Annotated in this window: 16 protein-coding genes, 12 tRNA genes and 1 riboswitch; of the genes, 24 read left to right on the forward strand and 4 right to left on the reverse strand. The window is 46.7% G+C overall.

Annotation, left to right across the window (positions count from 1 at the left end):
• Positions 1–6: 6 nt before the first annotated feature.
• From MTR82_RS07850 to MTR82_RS07905, 12 genes are all read left to right on the forward strand, one after another.
• Positions 7–82, forward strand: a tRNA-Ala gene (locus MTR82_RS07850).
• A 21-nt stretch (positions 83–103) separates the two neighbouring features.
• Positions 104–177: transfer RNA gene (locus MTR82_RS07855), tRNA-Met, on the forward strand.
• Positions 178–185: 8 nt separating this feature from the next.
• Positions 186–262, forward strand: a tRNA-Ile gene (locus MTR82_RS07860).
• A 15-nt stretch (positions 263–277) separates the two neighbouring features.
• Positions 278–370, forward strand: a tRNA-Ser gene (locus MTR82_RS07865).
• A 75-nt stretch (positions 371–445) separates the two neighbouring features.
• Positions 446–522, forward strand: a tRNA-Met gene (locus MTR82_RS07870).
• 3 nt (positions 523–525) lie between these two features.
• Positions 526–601: transfer RNA gene (locus MTR82_RS07875), tRNA-Asp, on the forward strand.
• A gap of 18 nt (positions 602–619) precedes the next feature.
• Positions 620–695: transfer RNA gene (locus MTR82_RS07880), tRNA-Phe, on the forward strand.
• 5 nt (positions 696–700) lie between these two features.
• A tRNA-Gly gene (locus MTR82_RS07885) sits at positions 701–774 on the forward strand.
• 10 nt (positions 775–784) lie between these two features.
• A tRNA-Ile gene (locus tag MTR82_RS07890) sits at positions 785–861 on the forward strand.
• A gap of 1 nt (position 862) precedes the next feature.
• Positions 863–937: transfer RNA gene (locus MTR82_RS07895), tRNA-Asn, on the forward strand.
• A 4-nt stretch (positions 938–941) separates the two neighbouring features.
• A tRNA-Ser gene (locus MTR82_RS07900) sits at positions 942–1,032 on the forward strand.
• A 6-nt stretch (positions 1,033–1,038) separates the two neighbouring features.
• Positions 1,039–1,110: transfer RNA gene (locus MTR82_RS07905), tRNA-Glu, on the forward strand.
• 122 nt (positions 1,111–1,232) lie between these two features.
• Here the strand turns inward: MTR82_RS07905 and MTR82_RS07910 are convergent.
• A complete protein-coding gene (locus tag MTR82_RS07910) occupies positions 1,233–2,144 on the reverse strand; it encodes a 1,4-dihydroxy-2-naphthoate polyprenyltransferase (RefSeq protein WP_052652110.1) in 912 nt (303 codons plus the stop codon).
• 171 nt (positions 2,145–2,315) lie between these two features.
• Here MTR82_RS07910 and MTR82_RS07915 point away from each other — a divergent pair, with 171 nt between their 5' ends.
• The 8 genes from MTR82_RS07915 (at position 2,316) to MTR82_RS07950 (ending at position 10,737) form a co-directional block, all read left to right on the forward strand.
• The gene (locus MTR82_RS07915) at positions 2,316–3,707 is read left to right on the forward strand and encodes an isochorismate synthase (protein WP_246808620.1); all 1,392 of its coding nucleotides are present in this window, start codon (positions 2,316–2,318) and stop codon (positions 3,705–3,707) included.
• The gene (gene menD, locus MTR82_RS07920) at positions 3,694–5,394 is read left to right on the forward strand and encodes a 2-succinyl-5-enolpyruvyl-6-hydroxy-3-cyclohexene-1-carboxylic-acid synthase (protein WP_246808621.1); all 1,701 of its coding nucleotides are present in this window, start codon (positions 3,694–3,696) and stop codon (positions 5,392–5,394) included. The genes MTR82_RS07915 and menD overlap by 14 nt, the downstream gene beginning before the upstream one ends.
• On the forward strand, positions 5,391–6,218 hold the full coding sequence (gene menH, locus MTR82_RS07925) for a 2-succinyl-6-hydroxy-2,4-cyclohexadiene-1-carboxylate synthase (protein WP_246808622.1): 828 nt from the start codon (positions 5,391–5,393) through the stop codon (positions 6,216–6,218). Before menD ends, menH begins: the two co-directional genes overlap by 4 nt.
• On the forward strand, positions 6,215–7,033 hold the full coding sequence (gene menB, locus MTR82_RS07930) for a 1,4-dihydroxy-2-naphthoyl-CoA synthase (RefSeq protein ID WP_052652106.1): 819 nt from the start codon (positions 6,215–6,217) through the stop codon (positions 7,031–7,033). The genes menH and menB overlap by 4 nt, the downstream gene beginning before the upstream one ends.
• Before the next feature lie 102 nt (positions 7,034–7,135).
• Positions 7,136–8,569 carry an o-succinylbenzoate--CoA ligase gene (locus MTR82_RS07935; protein ID WP_246808623.1) on the forward strand — a complete coding sequence of 478 codons (1,434 nt, stop codon included), beginning with the start codon at positions 7,136–7,138 and terminating at the stop codon, positions 8,567–8,569.
• Positions 8,560–9,624 (forward strand): o-succinylbenzoate synthase, encoded by a 1,065-nt coding sequence (menC, locus tag MTR82_RS07940; RefSeq protein ID WP_246808624.1) that lies wholly within the window; start codon positions 8,560–8,562, stop codon positions 9,622–9,624. Before MTR82_RS07935 ends, menC begins: the two co-directional genes overlap by 10 nt.
• Before the next feature lie 106 nt (positions 9,625–9,730).
• The gene (locus tag MTR82_RS07945) at positions 9,731–10,468 is read left to right on the forward strand and encodes an AAA family ATPase (protein WP_246808625.1); all 738 of its coding nucleotides are present in this window, start codon (positions 9,731–9,733) and stop codon (positions 10,466–10,468) included.
• A gap of 41 nt (positions 10,469–10,509) precedes the next feature.
• A complete protein-coding gene (locus tag MTR82_RS07950; RefSeq protein ID WP_246808626.1) occupies positions 10,510–10,737 on the forward strand; it encodes a hypothetical protein in 228 nt (75 codons plus the stop codon).
• 33 nt (positions 10,738–10,770) lie between these two features.
• Here MTR82_RS07950 and MTR82_RS07955 read toward each other — a convergent pair whose 3' ends face one another.
• Together MTR82_RS07955 and yidD are read right to left on the reverse strand one after the other, a co-directional pair.
• Entirely contained in the window at positions 10,771–11,742 is a 972-nt protein-coding gene (locus MTR82_RS07955) for a metal ABC transporter solute-binding protein, Zn/Mn family (RefSeq protein ID WP_246808627.1), read from the reverse strand.
• 89 nt (positions 11,743–11,831) lie between these two features.
• Positions 11,832–12,062, reverse strand: coding sequence for a membrane protein insertion efficiency factor YidD (gene yidD, locus MTR82_RS07960; RefSeq protein ID WP_052652101.1), 231 nt, complete (start codon positions 12,060–12,062; stop codon positions 11,832–11,834).
• A gap of 108 nt (positions 12,063–12,170) precedes the next feature.
• Here yidD and MTR82_RS07965 point away from each other — a divergent pair, with 108 nt between their 5' ends.
• The 3 genes from MTR82_RS07965 (at position 12,171) to MTR82_RS07975 (ending at position 13,904) form a co-directional block, all read left to right on the forward strand.
• A complete protein-coding gene (locus MTR82_RS07965; protein ID WP_246808628.1) occupies positions 12,171–12,617 on the forward strand; it encodes a Dps family protein in 447 nt (148 codons plus the stop codon).
• A gap of 65 nt (positions 12,618–12,682) precedes the next feature.
• Positions 12,683–13,141 (forward strand): NUDIX domain-containing protein, encoded by a 459-nt coding sequence (locus MTR82_RS07970; RefSeq protein ID WP_246808629.1) that lies wholly within the window; start codon positions 12,683–12,685, stop codon positions 13,139–13,141.
• Positions 13,122–13,904: an alpha/beta hydrolase family protein gene (locus MTR82_RS07975; RefSeq protein ID WP_246808630.1), complete on the forward strand. Its 783-nt coding sequence runs from the start codon at positions 13,122–13,124 to the stop codon at positions 13,902–13,904. Before MTR82_RS07970 ends, MTR82_RS07975 begins: the two co-directional genes overlap by 20 nt.
• Positions 13,905–14,289: 385 nt before the next feature.
• Here MTR82_RS07975 and pckA read toward each other — a convergent pair whose 3' ends face one another.
• Positions 14,290–15,882, reverse strand: a complete 1,593-nt coding sequence (gene pckA / locus MTR82_RS07980) for a phosphoenolpyruvate carboxykinase (ATP) (RefSeq protein WP_246808631.1) — start codon at positions 15,880–15,882, stop codon at positions 14,290–14,292.
• 237 nt (positions 15,883–16,119) lie between these two features.
• Positions 16,120–16,233: riboswitch (SAM riboswitch) on the forward strand.
• A 200-nt stretch (positions 16,234–16,433) separates the two neighbouring features.
• On the opposite strand from pckA, the gene metK reads away from it, so the two are divergent.
• Positions 16,434–17,630 (forward strand): methionine adenosyltransferase, encoded by a 1,197-nt coding sequence (gene metK / locus MTR82_RS07985; RefSeq protein ID WP_246808632.1) that lies wholly within the window; start codon positions 16,434–16,436, stop codon positions 17,628–17,630.
• Positions 17,631–17,671: the final 41 nt, after the last annotated feature.

Raw genomic sequence — 17,671 nt, forward strand, 5'->3', positions numbered from 1 at the left:
TTCAATGGGGCCTTAGCTCAGCTGGGAGAGCGCCTGCCTTGCACGCAGGAGGTCAGCGGTTCGATCCCGCTAGGCTCCACCAACTATATATTTTAAAGATCCTGGCGGCGTAGCTCAGCTGGCTAGAGCGTACGGTTCATACCCGTAAGGTCGGGGGTTCGATCCCCTCTGCCGCCACTTTTTTAGGACCTTTAGCTCAGTTGGTTAGAGCAGACGGCTCATAACCGTCCGGTCGCAGGTTCGAGTCCTGCAAGGTCCACCATTTATCTATTATCACGGAGGAATACCCAAGTTTGGCTGAAGGGATCGGTCTTGAAAACCGACAGGGGAGTCAAATCCCGCGGGGGTTCGAATCCCTCTTCCTCCTCCATCTTTATAAAAAATGTGTGGACTATCCTTTTAAAAACTTCTATATAATAGAAGAAACTAGTAAGACTATCATTATCGCGGGGTAGAGCAGTTCGGTAGCTCGTCGGGCTCATAACCCGGAGGTCGCAGGTTCAAATCCTGCCCCCGCAACCAAATGGTCCCGTGGTGTAGCGGTTAACATGCCTGCCTGTCACGCAGGAGATCGCCGGTTCGATCCCGGTCGGGACCGCCATTTTTATCTTTCAAATGTGGGTCAGTAGCTCAGTTGGTAGAGCATTAGATTGAAGCTCTAAGTGTCGGCGGTTCGATTCCGTCCTGACCCACCATTTATGCGGGTGTAGTTTAGTGGTAAAACCTCAGCCTTCCAAGCTGATGATGAGGGTTCGATTCCCTTCACCCGCTCCATTATACATATGGGCCTATAGCTCAGCTGGTTAGAGCGCACGCCTGATAAGCGTGAGGTCGATGGTTCGAGTCCATTTAGGCCCACCATTCCGAAGTAGCTCAGTGGTAGAGCACCGCACTGTTAATGCGATGGTCGTAGGTTCGAATCCTACCTTCGGAGCCATACTGGGGAAGTACTCAAGTGGCTGAAGAGGCGCCCCTGCTAAGGGTGTAGGTCGGGAAACCGGCGCGAGGGTTCAAATCCCTCCTTCTCCGCCAGTAATTGGCCCCTTGGTCAAGCGGTTAAGACACCGCCCTTTCACGGCGGTAACACGGGTTCGAATCCCGTAGGGGTCATATAAAAGTGCCATGCATTCAATTGCATGGCACTTTTTCTTTTGTTCAAAACTTTACCTTAACGAATGGCTGTTTCTTTAGATGAAAAAAGAGGTTCTTCAATTAAGAAGAACCTCTTTTTTCTATAGTAGATGATGAATCAAGAGCCCAATCCCAAGCAGGAAGGCAAATAAAGTATTGGTAATTCCTGTTGCCTTCATTGCTGGCATAACTTCAAGCGGCGCAGTATAGCGTTTGAAAGTTTTCACAACATTGAATGCTTTAGGGGCACTTAGAAATACTAAAAGGGTCCACGGGGTTAAATCATTGAAAATCACTAAAGCCAAGATCCATAAATATGAAATAGCAAAGAATGAAGCCAAAATCATTACTCCGACCGGTCTGCCTGTCAGGATAACCAATGTCTTTCGGCCGCTTGCAGCATCTCCGACCATATCCCGGATATTATTTGTCATCATGATCGCTGCAACTAATAAGGTACTTGGCACGGCAAGCAAGGATGCTTCTACTGTGACAGACATCGTTTGGATATAGAACGCAATAATTACAATTAAATAGCCCATAACGACTCCTGAGAACAATTCACCAAATGGGGTATAAGCAATTGGAAATGGGCCACCTGTATACAAATAGCCAATAGCCATCGCTGCACCGCCTACGACGAGCAGCCACCAACTGGTTTGAGAGCAAATCCAAATGCCGATAACAGCAGCGATTAGATAGAGAAGCAAAGCAAGTGATAAAACAGTTTTGGGTTTGACCCCGTTCCGGACAATAGCACCGCCGATACCGACAGATTTTTCATTATCCAATCCACGGGCAAAATCATAATATTCATTGAACATATTGGTTGCCGCTTGAATCAATAAACTCGCAATCAGCATGGCGAGAAATAATCCCCAATGGATATCGGTATAATTGATGGCGATCATGGTGCCTAAAAATACGGGAGCAAACGATGCGGTTAATGTATGTGGACGAGTTAATTGCCACCATACGCGCCAGCCGCTGTCTGCCTGAATGGAATGTGTCATGTTGTGTACCTCTCCTTTAATTCTTTCCACCCTTTATTGTACTTCAAATTCACGGTAAATACAGCATATGGTGTGCTGAAATTGGAAGAAAAGAGTATGATAGAGGGTAGAGATTTAAAAAGTGAACTATCACGTGTATTTTGCATTTAAATGAAAAACGGAGGTAATTTGATGAATTCACAGCAGTATTCATCGCCGGAAAATTTTACGGATACGCGTTACTTGGCGTATCGATTTTATACGGAAACGATTGAGGTATCCAGAATGTCGGCTTTGGCTTTTTTTGAAGCGGGTGAACAGCAGTTTAAAGGGAAACGGATGTTTTGGCAGAACCGGGAAAAGACGTTTACGTGGGTCGGTCTTGGACATGCGCATGTAATATCAGCCCATAGCCCGCACGGCCGCTTTGAGCAAATTAAAGAAGAGTGGCAAAGTTTATGCAAACAAATTGTCAATGAAGAGCGGGAAGTTCAGCCCATTCTTTTCGGCGGCTTCTCTTTTGATCCGTTAAATGAGAAAGATAGCGTATGGACAAAATTTCCAGAAGCCTATTTTGCTGTGCCGACTTTTCAAATGATTATTAAAGGTGAACGGGCATATGTCAGTATCCATCTCATCACAAAGGATAAAGATACGTTTACTGCTTTTGATGCATTGCGTAAAGAACGGGATCGATTAATCCATTCCGCTCAAGTATCAGAACTCAAAAAATACCGTAAACCGCTAGTCGTTAAACGGACAGAACTGAAAAAAGATGAATATCTTGATTCCATTAAAAAAGTGACGGCTGTTATTAAAGCGAAACAGGCGGAAAAAGTCGTAATTGCCCGAGCACTAAAGCTGAATTTTGATCAGCCTTTGGCACCGGCATCTGCTCTTTCCCAAGTTTCAGAAGAACAGCCGGAAAGTTTTCTTTTCGGAATGGAAGCTGAAAATCAGTTTTTCTTTGGGGCGACACCTGAACGATTGGTTAAAGTGAAGGACCGCCAAGCATTGTCAACTTGTTTAGCAGGATCGACTCCACGCGGCAAAACGGTAGAAATTGATGCCGCACTTGGCAATGAATTACTAAATGATAAGAAAAACCGTTCGGAGCATCAATTTGTCGTGAAGATGATCAGCCAGGTATTCGATGCACATAGTTCGAAGATGTTTGTGCCGAAAACGCCGAAGCTAATGAAAATACGGGATATCCAACACCTTTATACGCCAGTCGAAGGGGAGTTGAAAGATGGATCCAATCTATTGGATCTTGTACGGGATCTGCATCCGACGCCTGCTCTTGGAGGAGAACCGAAACAGGAGGCGATGAGTTTGATCCGCCAGTACGAAACGATGAACCGGGGCTATTATGCTGCTCCTGTTGGCTGGATCGATGCAAAAGGCGACGGCGAATTCGCTGTCGCAATCCGTTCAGCTTTGCTTGATGGAAAAGATGCTTATTTATATGCGGGTGGGGGAATAGTTGAAGATTCCCATCCGGAAGCAGAATATGACGAAACATGGGTTAAATTCAGACCGATGCTCCGTGTACTTGGAGGTCAAATGAGTGAAGAATCGTAAATCATTAACAGAGTATGTATCAGCTTTTACCCATTCACTCGTTCATCTTGGAGTGAAAAATGTAGTTATCAGTCCAGGTTCCCGTTCGACGCCGCTTGCTTATGCGTGTATGAAGCAGGAAGGCTTGACGGTTTGCCGTCAAATCGATGAACGTTCAGCAGCTTATTTTGCTTTGGGGATGGCGAAAGCTTCCGGCAGTCCAGTGATGCTTCTTTGTACATCTGGAACTGCGGCAGCTAATTATTTTCCTGCCATTGTAGAAGCGTATTATGCACGAGTTCCTTTATTAGTAGTGACGGCTGACCGGCCGCACGAATTGCGCGAAGTAGGTGCGCCTCAAGCGATCAATCAAATCAATCTGTTCGGCTCCCATGTGAAGTGGTCAGCAGATTTGCCGATGCCAGAACCGGAAAATCAATTGAGTTTTCTTTCCCGGCATTTGCACCGTTCGATTGCCACAGCGAAAACGGCGCCAAAAGGCCCTGTACATTTAAATGTGCCATTCCGTGAACCATTGCGGATCGATTTTGAGCAAAGCTATGAAAGCTCGGGAGAGATGATGCATTTTACCGGGGAGTTTGTCTTGAATGAAGAAACCAAAACGTTCCTTCAAAACCTAATGGCTAAAGAACGGGGCTTATTAGTAGTCGGTGAAATGACAGAGCGGATGCCTTCGGAATTTTGGAAGTTTGCTCGAGAATTAAATTGGCCGATTTTAGCAGATCCTTTATCCAATCTCCGTTCAGGGGTTAAGGCCGAGGACCGGCATTTAATTATTGATGCCTATGACGCTTTATTGAAGAATGGGGAATTTAAAGAAGCCATGGTCCCTGATGCAGTGATTCGGATTGGCCCGCAGCCCGTTTCCAAGCCGTTGACATTATTTTTGGCAAGCGTTAAACCGGAAACGTATGTTGTTTTTGATGAAAGTCCGATGATGCGCGATGCGCAGTCTGTTGTAACCCATCATATCCAAGCGCCTCCAACAGAATTATGGAAGCTTGGACTGGAGGCGCGGCAGCAGCAGGGATTTACCGAGAAATGGCAGAAAGCATCGGCGCTGTACTGGGAAATTGTTGAGCAGCATTGCCAGGATGAAATGGATGAAGGGGTTCTTGCTAAAGTGCTGTTCGAAGAATTAGATGCTTGCGATTTGATCGTTGGCAGCAGTATGCCGATTCGGGATGTAGATACATTCTTCCGTACGAACGGGCGAGATGCCATGATTTATGCAAACAGGGGAGCTAACGGAATCGACGGAGTCGTTTCTACGGCATTCGGTGTACAGGCGGCTTCCAAACGCCCTGCTTATTTATTGATAGGCGATTTGTCGTTTTTGCATGATATGAATGGATTGATTGCATCTAAAATGCAAGAAACGGATTTGACAGTGGTCGTCATGAACAATGACGGCGGCGGAATTTTCTCTTATTTGCCTCAATCGGAAGAAGAGCGGCATTTTGAAGCGTTGTTTGGTACACCGACCGGCTTGAAATTTGAAGATGCAGCGCGCATGTACGATACAGAATATGCTGCTGTTCAAACAAAAGAGCAACTGGTCGAGGCATTGCGACTGCCGAAAGAAAAACAAGTCAAAATCATTGAAGTCTTTACTGATCGACAGCAAAACGTGTTGAGCCACCGGAAACTATGGGATCGATTTAACGAGGAGCTGGCGAAGCAATGAAAATGAAGGTTAACGGCTTGGATTACCATGTGGAAGTACGGAATGAAGACCAGTCTCCGTCTATCGTTTTTCTGCATGGCTTTACAGGAAGCACCCAAACGTGGCGGAAGATAGCTGATAAGCTGCCGGACTATAAAATCGTTCTTGTGGATTTGCTGGGCCACGGCAAAACTGCGATTCCGGAAGATGCTTCCCGCTACGTCATGGAGCTGCAAGTCCGTGACTTAAATTCTTTGTTGATGGAACTTGGCTTAAAGGAATTTATTCTAGTCGGCTATTCAATGGGCGGCCGGACCGCTCTCGCTTATTCTGCTGCGTATCCGGAACGCTTGCAGGCGCTCGTTCTGGAAAGTGCATCGCCCGGACTTAAAACGGCTGAGGAGCGGTTAGAACGCCAACAGCGGGACAGTGAACTTGCATTAAAGATTTTAGCGAATGGCATGCCATCTTTTGTTGAAAAGTGGGAAAACATCCCTCTTTTTGACAGCCAAAAAAAATTGCCGAAAGAAATAAAGGAAGAAATCAAAAAAGAACGGCTGAGCCAACAGCCACTGGGACTTGCAAACAGCTTAATCGGTATGGGAACCGGCTCGCAGCCGTCTTATTGGAACCAGTTAAGAGGCATTCGTGTTCCGGTATTGCTGATCACGGGGAGCTTGGATTTGAAATTCCAAGGCATTGCTGACGAGATGAAAATGGCTTTTTGGCAGGCGGAGCATCAAATAGTCGATGCAGGACATGCAATTCACGTGGAAAAACCGGCTGAGTTTGCTACAATAGTAGATGAGTATTTGAGATTGAACATCCAAGGAGGAAAATCATGACTCGTGAATGGGTAACAGAACGTACATATGAAGACATCAAATATGAGACGTATAACGGCATTGCTAAAATTACCATCAACCGTCCGGAAGTGCGCAACGCATTCCGCCCGAAAACAGTGGAAGAAATGATCGATGCATTTTCTCGTGCACGCGACGATTCTAAAGTAGGCGTTATCGTCTTGACCGGCGAAGGCGAAAAAGCATTCTGCTCAGGCGGAGACCAAAGTGTCCGCGGGCACGGGGGCTATGTAGGAGAAGATGAAATTCCACGTTTGAACGTATTGGACCTTCAACGTCTAATCCGTGTAATTCCAAAACCGGTCGTAGCAATGGTTTCAGGTTATGCAATCGGCGGTGGACATGTCTTGCACGTAGTCTGCGATTTGACGATTGCAGCTGACAATGCACGTTTCGGCCAAACAGGCCCACGCGTCGGTTCTTTTGACGCTGGATACGGTTCAGGCTATTTGGCACGTATCATCGGCCATAAGAAAGCGCGTGAAATTTGGTACCTATGCCGTCAATACGACGCACAGGAAGCATTGGATATGGGCTTGGTCAACACAGTCGTGCCATATGAGCAGCTTGAAGATGAAACGGTTAAATGGTGCGAGGAAATGCTCGAAATGAGCCCGACTGCACTTCGGTTTGTAAAAGCGGCGATGAACGCTGATACAGATGGCCTTGCTGGGCTTCAGCAAATGGCTGGAGACGCTACATTGCTTTATTACACAACAGACGAAGCGAAAGAAGGACGCGACGCGTTTAAAGAAAAACGCAAACCGGACTTCGGCCAATTCCCTCGTTTCCCTTGATCAACGAATATTCAAAAGCTGTCCTCTCAGGGGACAGCTTTTTTTAGAAAAATAAAACGCGGAACTGGGATTTCAGCTGTCTTACAAGAAAGGATTTTTATAATGACCTATCCAAACTGGCTGACTCAGCGCAGCCATTTAAGCGGCAGCCGTATGGCGCTGTCTTTTCATGATCAGCAATGGACTTTTTCTGAAGTCAATGAGTTAGCACTTGAATATGCAGGAAAGCTGGCTTCTTTTGGCATCAACACGGATTCCCGTGTCGCCATTCTTGCGAAATCCACGCCTGATTTTGTTTTTATTATGTATGGATGCCTGCATGCCGGCTGCGAAATGGTGATGCTGAATGAGCGTTTGGCTCCAGCAGAATTGGCTTACCAGATTGAAGATTCTGCGGCCGATTTTGTTTTAGTAGACGATGTGCTGCAGGAGAAAATCGAAGAGCATGTACCGGTTTTATTCAGCCAAATCAAAGCAGCTGCTCCGTCCGACTGGGTGCCGGCGAGCGAATGGAAAAAAGATCGGACGATTTCGATCATGTATACCTCAGGGACGACGGGACATCCAAAAGGTGTCCGGCAAACGGCCGAAAACCACTTTTCGAGCGCTGTTTCGTCGGCATTGAATATCGGGATTGCGCCGGAAGATGTCTGGCTTTGCTCTGTGCCGCTGTTTCACATTAGCGGATTTTCCATATTGATGCGTTCACTGATTTACGGCATGGGCGTACGCTTGTATGAAAAATTCGATGCAGAGCGGAGTGTTGAAGAAATTTGCAACGGAACGGTGACACATGTGTCAGTGGTCAGTGTCACCTTAGAGCGCATCCTCCGCACGATTGAAGAGCGGGGAGCTAAAGCTTCACCGAAATTTAAAGCCATCCTGGTAGGAGGAGGCCCAGTGCCGGTTGCATACATTCAACGTGCAGAGGAATTGCAGATTCCTGTCCTCCAGACATATGGAATGACGGAGACTTCTTCGCAAACGACGACGCTTCAGCCGGCTGATGCCGAGCGGAAAATCGGTTCATCCGGCAAACCGCTGTTTCTGTATCAAGTGAAAATAGAAGGGACTGAGAACGCTGGTGAAGCCGGCGAAATTCTCATCCACGGGCCGCAAGTGACGCCTGGATATATTGGCCGCTTTTCGGAGCGGGAAGTGCAAGCTGACGGATGGCTTCATACAGGCGATATCGGCTATTTGGACGAAGAAGGATTTTTGTTTGTCGTAGATCGGCGGTCAGATTTGATTGTTTCCGGAGGCGAAAATGTCTATCCTGCTGAAATCGAGAAAGTGCTGCTCGCCCATCCAGCTGTTCGGGAAGCAGGGGTATGCGGCGCACCGGATGAAAAATGGGGAGAAGTGCCGGTGGCTTTTGTCGTCTTGAACAAACCGGCAGAGGCTGAAGAGCTGCTCGCTTATTGCAAACAGCAAATCGCTTCCTATAAAACGCCAAAGCAATTGAAGTTCGTGGAATCGCTGCCGCGGAATGCTTCCAATAAACTATTGCGAAGAGAGCTGAAAGCATGGTTGTAACGATTTCGGAAATCGATTTAATTTCGATTAAGCAGCCGTTGAAGCAGCCGTTTAAAACCTCTTTGCAGCGCGTAGAAGAGCGCGAAGTGATCCTGGTAAAAGTGCAGTCATCAGAAGGATTAGTGGGCTACGGGGAATGTGTAGCGTTCTCCACACCTTGGTATACAGAAGAAACGGTTGCGAGCTGCCGCTTTGTGATGGAAAATGTGCTGATTCCTTTATTGAAAGGCAAGGTGGTGGAGAGACCGGAAGAGATCCATCCTCTTTTTAGCCGGGTAAAAGGCAATCGAATGGCGAAAGCGGCGATTGAAATGGCTGTCTGGGACCTGTTTGCGAAGAAAAAAGAGCTGCCGCTTTGGCAAATGGTTGGCGGGACTCGCGAGGCAATTCCAGCAGGTGTTGTAGTCGCAGCAGATGAGACGGAAATTTCTGAGCAGGTAGAAGCGGTGATTGAAAAAGGGTACAGCCGCGTTAAGATAAAAATTACTCCCTCCACCAATATAGAATTGCTTACCGGCATCGTTTCCCGTTATCCCGATACGCTGTTCTTCGCTGATGCAAACGGTGCATTTGATGAGCAGAGTTTCGAGCAGCTTAAACAGTTTGACCAAATCGGATTGACTTTGATTGAACAGCCATTTGGGGAACAGGAGTGGCATTTGCATGCGAGAGCAAAAAGGGAAATGAAAACACCGATTTGTTTGGACGAGAGCATCACGTGTTTAGAAGACGTCGAGCGGATGATTGATGAGCAAGCAGGCGACATCATTGTTTTGAAAATGGCCCGGCTCGGCGGCTGGAGCGAAACGCTGCGGATCGTCGAATTGTGCCGGCAGCATTCCATTGGGATGTGGGTGGGCGGCATGATTGAGTTCGGTGTGTCAAAAGCCCATAATCTCGCTCTTGCAGCACTTCCCGGAATTTCTTTGCCTGGCGATTTTTCAGATTCGGATCATTTCTGGAGACAAGACATTATTGACTCTGGAATAAAAGTCCGGAATGGGAAAATTGCGTTGAGCGAGAAACCGGGCATCGGCTATGCGGTCCGTTATTAAACAAGCATGGATTCAACAGAATCCGTGCTTTTTTCATGCTTTTGGAACCATTTCAAGATTGAAGCGTATAAGGTAATAGAAGAAAACCGATAAAAGGAGGCGCCAGATGTTCTTAAAAAGAGTCACATTGCTCCATGAAAAAATTGAAAATCGGGTGGAGTATCCGTTTACCATTCCTTCGATCAGTGGACTTGAGCAATTGGAATTAACAAGCCCGGTCACTTTTTTTGTCGGGGAAAACGGATCCGGAAAATCCACGCTGCTTGAAGCCATTGCTGATAAATGCGACTTCAATACAGCTGGCGGGGGCCGCAATAATATATACGATGTCCATGCTTCCCAGTCGGTATTGGGCGATTATATCCGTTTGTCCTGGCTTCCGAAAATCGGGAACGGCTTTTTCATGCGAGCGGAATCGTTCTACCATTTCGCAACGCATATTGATGAAATGGCAAAAGAAGAAATGATTCCATACCGGGCATATGGAGGGAAATCCTTGCATGAGCAGTCCCATGGTGAATCGTTTTTGTCCCTATTCTTAAACCGCTTTAGCGGCGAAGCCATTTATTTACTGGATGAGCCGGAGGCGGCGCTTTCCCCTCAGCGGCAATTGATGTTTTTGCGGATTTTGCACGAATTGACGCAAGACGAAGAATGCCAATTTATTATTGCGACCCATTCTCCGATTTTGCTTGGATTCCCCGGAGCTCAAATTCTTAGCTTCGACCATGGAGAGATTCAAGAAATCCAATATGAAGAAACAGACCATTACCGCATCACGAAATCATTCTTGGACCATCGGGAACGATTTTTAACAGAAATTATGGCAGATGAAGAAGAATGACAGAAGTCCATTATGGAAAGCGAAAGGCGGCTCGGAAAAGGATGAAAAAATACATCATTTTTATTGTAAGCTTTACGGTACTGTTTACGGCTGCTCAAATCGGTTCAGGTTGGCTGCTTACCGGGCTTTATACACCGGACCTCTCCAATGCGAATCTTACAAGGGATGGAGGCGCAGTTTTTAGCCTTCCACCGATTGTTTCATTCGCTGCCCTCTTATTGATCGCGACATTGGCATTCGGCATTTCACAAAAATCAATAAAAACATAAAAAAAGGCGGACTCCATACGGAATCCGTCTCTTTTATTGCAAAGCTGTTTTCAACGTTTCAAGATTTTTTTCCATCAAACTGAAATAGGTTTCTTCGTTGTCGATGTTTTCTTGGGTGAGAACGCCAAGATTGTTCATTTCAAGCGCTTCTGCACCGACTTCTTTCTGAATCACTTCCGTAAGATTCGATGATACATTCTGTTCGAAAATGATGTGTTTGATGTTTTTCTCTTTTGCTAAATCAACAATTTCTGTCAGTTCTTTCTGCGATGGTTCATCTTGGCTGTTTAGACCGGCGATTGCGACTTGCTCCAATCCATATGGCTCAGCCATATAGCCGAATGCCGCATGGGAAACGAAGAAGGTTTTCTTGTCCACTTCTTCGGCCATTTTCGCAAAGGAGCGGTCTAATTCTTCCAGCTCAATTTTCAGATCGGCGTAATTGCTTTCGTAGATTTCCGAGTTTTCCGGATCTGCCTCCGCCAAGGAATCTTTGATCGATTCCGCTAATTTCTGGCTAAGCACAGGAGAAATCCAGACATGGGGATCCGTTGAACCATGGTCGTGGCCATCATGCGAGTCCTCTGCATGGGCATCATCGCCGTGATGATCTTCTTCGTGGCTGGTCGCCGCAACCAATTCTTCATCCGTGATGGCATCAGCGGTTGCGACAAACTCGACTTTCTCATTTTTCAGCGTTTTTTGGGCGCTGTCGATAAATCCTTCCAGGCCAAGGCCAACGTAAAACAGCAAATCCGCTTCAGCAAGCGCGATCATGTCTTGCTGGGTCGGTTCAAAGCTATGTTCATTGGATCCTGCGGGATAAATGGATTCAACGGCAACGGCATCGCCGCCAATCCGTTCCGTAAAGTAAGTAAGCGGATAGACGGTCGTATAGACATGGAGCTTCGAATCGTCTTCCGGTTCAGGTAGTGAGCCGGAAGATGCGTCTCCACAAGCGGCCAATAATAAAACCAGGATAAACAAGGGAATAAGTTTCTTCATGAGTTTCCTCCAAAATGTAACGGTTACGTTTTATTTACTTAGAGAATATTACACGATGCGTTTTCAAAACACAAGAAAAACCACCAAAATTATTTTTTTGGTGGCCATTCTTCCGGAACAAAATCGATTCCGCCTTTATTGAAAGGGTGGCAGCTCAGGATGCGGCGTATGGCTAAATAGCCGCCCTTGAACGCACCGTGCTTTTCCACAGCTTCGATTCCATAATGCGAGCAGGTCGGATAGAACCGGCAGCTCGGCGGTGACAGCGGCGAGATGAACCGCTGATAAAAGCGGAAAATCTTAATTAAGGCAGTTTTCATAGTCGCTCATCTTCTTTCAAGAGAAAGTTTCCTTATGTTTATTGTAGGCAGATTGGAGGTATAAATAAAGTATAAGAGCTTATCAAATACAAATGGAGAGTGATTTTAATGTCAGCAGAATTAAACCACGAATTAAACGTGCAAGTCGCAACATGGTCAGTAGCCTATACGAAATTACATAATTTCCATTGGTACGTAAAAGGGCCGTCATTCTTTACGCTTCACGTGAAATTTGAAGAATTATATAATGAAGCGACGCTTCATATGGATGAAATTGCAGAACGCTTGCTTGCGCTTGGCGGCAAACCGGTGGCGACAATGAGAGAGCAGCTCGAGCTTTCAGTCGTTGAGGAAGCGACAAGCAAAGAAACGGCAGAAGAAATGGTCGATATCATTGTCAGCGATTATGATAAAATCATGAAATCATTGAAAAAAGGCATGGAGCTTGCAGCAGCGGACGGGGACGACATGACAGAAGATATGTTGAACGCGATCCACCAGAACTTAGAGAAGCATTCTTGGATGCTTTCTGCATTCTTAGGCGAAAAGAAGTAAAATAGAAGGACTCGGGCGTACACTTTAACGAGTGTACGCTTTTTTGATGGCAAAGAGGTGAAATGATGAAATATACCGATTTAAACGGACTGCCCTGTGAACTTTCTTTTATTCCCGGAAGTTTTGAAATTCCAAGCAAGCATGTGCTGGTGATTGCTAAGCACGAGGGAAAATGGCTAATGACCGACCATCCACAGCGTGGAATCGAATTTCCGGGCGGTAAAGTGGAAGCGGGCGAAAGTTTAGAGGTTGCCGCCGCCAGGGAAGTATATGAAGAAACAGGAGGCGTAGTGGAAAAGCTGGAATGGTTTGCCGCATACGCCGTTTATGGCGGGCCAGCTTTCTGCAAAACGGTTTTTGCTGCCGAAGTGGAGCGAATCGATTCGGTAAAAATGCTGGAGACAAGAGGCGCCGTATTGAAAGAGACATTAGAGGACACAGGAAATTTCAGTTTCCTTATGAAAGATCCTGGAATGCTGAAAATTATGGAGAAGGTGAAAGCGCTTGGAAAATGGGAAGATTGAATCGGCGAAACGTTATCCTTCGCCTAATCCGCAAGTCAAGTTGACGGAAATCGTTTATTGGTCGGAAGGCCTTAAAGTGAAAGGGCTGCTCGCTGAACCGGTGAATAGGGAAAGCACGAGCGGCATCCTGTATTTAAGGGGGGGCATCCAATCGATCGGCATGGTGCGCCCGGCCCGTATTGCGCAATTTGCGTCATACGGATTTACCGTGTTTGCGCCTTATTACCGGGGGAACCGCGGCGGGGAAGGGCGCGACGAATTCGCAGGAGCTGACCGCTGGGATGCGGTCCATGCCGTGGAGGTGCTCAAGCAGAAATGTCCAGGGCCGGTCCATCTATTGGCATTTTCACGCGGCGGCATCATGGCTCTTTGGACAGCTGTCTTGCGGGATGATATTGCTTCTGTGGTGACTTGGGCAGGCGTGACGGATACCGTGCTCACGTATAAAGAGCGCCCGGATATGCGCCGCATGATGAAACGCTTGTACGGCGGTACCCCAAACACAGCCTTGACTGCGTTTGAAGAACGGAATCCACTGCTTCGGATTGAAGAAGCACATATGCCATTTTTGATTATCCATGGCTTGCAAGATGAAAATGTTTTCCCTGCGCAGGCCTATTTATTGGAAGAAGCGTTGAAGATGAATAATCAAACGCATGAAACGTGGTATTTCCCGGAATACACGCATTTCTTCCCGCCGGCCGCCAACCGGAAAGTGGCAAAAGCATTGACTATATGGATGAAAGAACAGGAAAAAAATTGACCGATTGGAACCAGAAAATAAAAAAGATAGAAACTAAAATAAGTTTCATTCAGGAATCCGATATTCCACAAAACAGCTGCGCTTTCCAGCGGGCTCACGCCCAATCCTCCTCGTTCGCTGCGCTCCCTGCGGTGTATCGGTCGACTCGCTAAGCCGCAGGAGTCTCCGCTGTTTTGTTCCATATCTCTAGAAAGTTCTCTAGCACCGGCGTGGCTTAGGACTGGGCGAAGCAATAAGACGAGTGGTCTTCTCGGCTTATTGTGGGAGCCTTGTCCATGGCGCCGAAGTGCGGTTTATAGAAGCAGATACTCCAATTCAACCAGTTTCACGAGAACCTGAAAAGAAGCTCTCCATATTAACTGGAGAGCTTCTTTCCGTTTTTAGCTTATGACAGTGGAGCCGGTCCGCCAAGTTGGCTGATCGCTGGATCAACTGTGCCGAACTTTTTGAAGTTGTCTTGGAACTTAGATGAAAGTTCTTTTGCTTTTTGATCGTATGCTTCTTTGTCTGCCCATGCATGGCGCGGATTTAACACTTCAGTCGGAACTCCTGGAATTTCTTTTGGAATTTCCAAGCCGAAGATCGCTTCTTTTTCGGTTTCAATGTTGTGCAATTCGCCTTTCATGGCTGCACGCACCATCGTCCGTGTGTAAGAAAGCTTCATGCGGTTTCCGACGCCGTATTCGCCGCCAGTCCAGCCTGTATTCACTAGGAAAACATCGACATTGTGCTCGTCGATTTTCTCACCAAGCATTTCAGCATACACCGTTGCGTGAAGCGGGAGGAATGGTGAACCGAAGCAAGTTGAGAATGTTGCTTCAGGTGCCGTGATTCCGCGTTCTGTACCGGCAAGCTTTGATGTATAGCCGCTTAGGAAATGGTACATCGCCTGTTCTTTTGATAGTTTGCTGATCGGAGGCAATACGCCGAATGCATCCGCCGTCAAGAACACGATCGTTTTAGGGTGTCCGCCTACAGACGGGTCTACAATATTATCGATTGCTTGAATCGGATAAGCTGCTCGTGTATTCTCAGTTAGGGAACCATTGTCATAATCAGGGATGCGCGTTTCCGGATCTACAACAACATTTTCAAGAACCGATCCGAAACGAATCGCGTCATAAATCTGCGGTTCGTTTTCACGCGATAAATTGATGGTCTTCGCATAGCAGCCGCCTTCGATATTGAAAACGCCGTTATCCGACCAGCCGTGCTCGTCGTCGCCGATCAATTTGCGGTCGCCGTCTGCTGACAAGGTCGTTTTCCCTGTACCGGACAATCCGAAGAACAACGTAACATCCCCATCTTTGCCGACGTTCGCTGAACAGTGCATCGGAAGAATCCCTTTTTCCGGCAAGATGTGATTCATAATCGAGAAGATGGATTTTTTCATTTCGCCTGCGTATTCTGTTCCGCCGATCAAAATGATTTTCTTTTCCATCGAAACGATGATGAACGTTTCAGAATCTGTTCCATCAACCGCAGGATCCGCATGGAATGTCGGTGCATAGACAACCGTGAATTCCGCTTCGTGCGCAGCCAGCTCTTCTTTTGTCGGGCGAATGAATAGTTGATGCGCAAACAGATTGTGCCACGCGTATTCATTGATGGTTTGGATCGCCAAGCGTGATTCGTGGTCTGCGCCGGCGAAGCCTTTAAATACATATAACGCATCTTTTTGCTTCAAATGGTCGATGACTTTCGCATACAAATTCTCGAAAATCTCAGAAGAAATCGGGCGATTGACATTGCCCCAATCTATTTTGTCTCTCGAAATCGCTTCATCAACGATGTATTTATCTTTTGGCGAGCGGCCTGTATATTTGCCGGTTTCAGCTGCTACAGCGCCTTCTCGAGTCAATACCGCTTCCCCACGGGATGTTGCAGCTTCCACTAATTGTGGAACTGATAATTGGACGTGCACGTTTTGGCCATTTAAAAGATCCTTTAGGTTGTTTTTAATATTCACTGGATTCATTTATATGTACCTTCCTTTTCGGTTATTCCCATTGCGAATGGGGAGGATGTATATTCGAAGATTAGTATAACACATTGTATTAAATAGTCTATACTAATAACGGATGGAATCGAAAAAAACGAAAATAATGTGCTTTTTGAAGGCCAATAAACCCATAATATCTTTTATTCAAACAGATGGTCATTAAAACGTTGACATCGCTTTGCACATTCCGTATGATGAAAAATTGAACGGATACTCTTATTCCGAGCTGGTGGAGGGGTCAGGCCCAATGAAACCCGGCAACCTGCTGCGATTTGCAGCGATGGTGCCAAACCTGTAGCAAGGCTTTTAGGCCTTGGATGATAAGAGTGAAAGGTGCTGCTGATGATTTCTCCTTTCCTCATGCAAATGATGGAAGGGATTTTTTTATGAAATTTTGCCCTTAATCCTCGTGTGCAAGAGCCACAACGGCTTAAAGTTCAATCCCTTTTGGGAACGGACTTGACATGGGAAACGAGTACCGTATCAATTTCGAGAGCAATCTCGCAGGATCTAAGGAGGAACACATTTTGACAAACCGTCGATTATTCACGTCAGAATCAGTAACAGAAGGGCATCCGGATAAAATTTGCGATCAGATTTCAGACGCCATTTTGGATGCCATTTTAACAGAAGACCCAAATGCACGCGTTGCATGCGAAACAACCGTAACGACTGGACTCGTTTTAGTCGCAGGAGAAATCACGACTTCTACGTATGTTGATATTCCGAAAGTCGTTCGTGAAACCGTTCGCGAAATTGGCTATACCCGTGCAAAATACGGATTCGATTCTGAAACAAGTGCCGTTTTGACAGCGATTGACGAACAATCACCGGACATTGCTGCCGGAGTCAATGTAGCGCTTGAATCGCGTGAAGGCCAAATGACAGATAAAGAAATGGACGATATCGGAGCAGGGGACCAAGGCTTGATGTTCGGCTATGCAACAAACGAAACCGAAGAATTCATGCCGCTTCCGATTGCTTTGGCGCATAAATTGGCGCGCCGCCTTGCAGAAGTGCGGAAAGAAGAAATTCTTCCTTACTTGCGCCCGGATGGGAAAACGCAAGTAACGATCGAATACGATGAAAACAATAAACCATTGCGTGTAGATACGATTGTCATTTCGACGCAGCATCACCCAGAAGTGACGCTTGAGCAAATCCAGCGCAATCTTAAAGAATATGTCATCAACGAAGTGGTTCCTGCACACTTGATCGATGAAGAAACAAAATACTTCATTAACCCGACTGGCCGTTTTGTTATCGGCGGACCACAAGGAGATGCCGGCCTTACAGGACGCAAAATCATCGTAGACACTTACGGTGGCTATGCACGCCACGGCGGCGGAGCTTTCTCTGGGAAAGACGCAACGAAAGTGGACCGTTCGGCAGCTTATGCCGCTCGCTATGTAGCGAAAAACATTGTCGCAGCCGGCCTTGCTGAACGCTGTGAAGTGCAGCTTGCTTACGCAATCGGCGTCGCACATCCCGTATCAATTGCCGTTGATACATTTGGAACAGGCACAGTAGAAGAAAACAAATTGATTGAGCTTGTGCGCGGAAACTTTGATCTTCGCCCAGCAGGCATCATCAAAATGTTGGATCTTCGCCGTCCAATCTACAAACAAACGGCAGCTTATGGCCACTTCGGCCGCACGGATATCGACCTTCCGTGGGAGCGCACGGACAAAGCAGCTGCTTTGAAAGAGCAATCCGCCCAATAATAAAGAGAAAAGACGGCTGAGCAAATTTTGCTCAGCCGTCT

This window comes from Planococcus ruber (assembly GCF_022819085.1).
GTDB classification, from domain to species: Bacteria; Bacillota; Bacilli; order Bacillales_A; family Planococcaceae; genus Planococcus; species Planococcus ruber.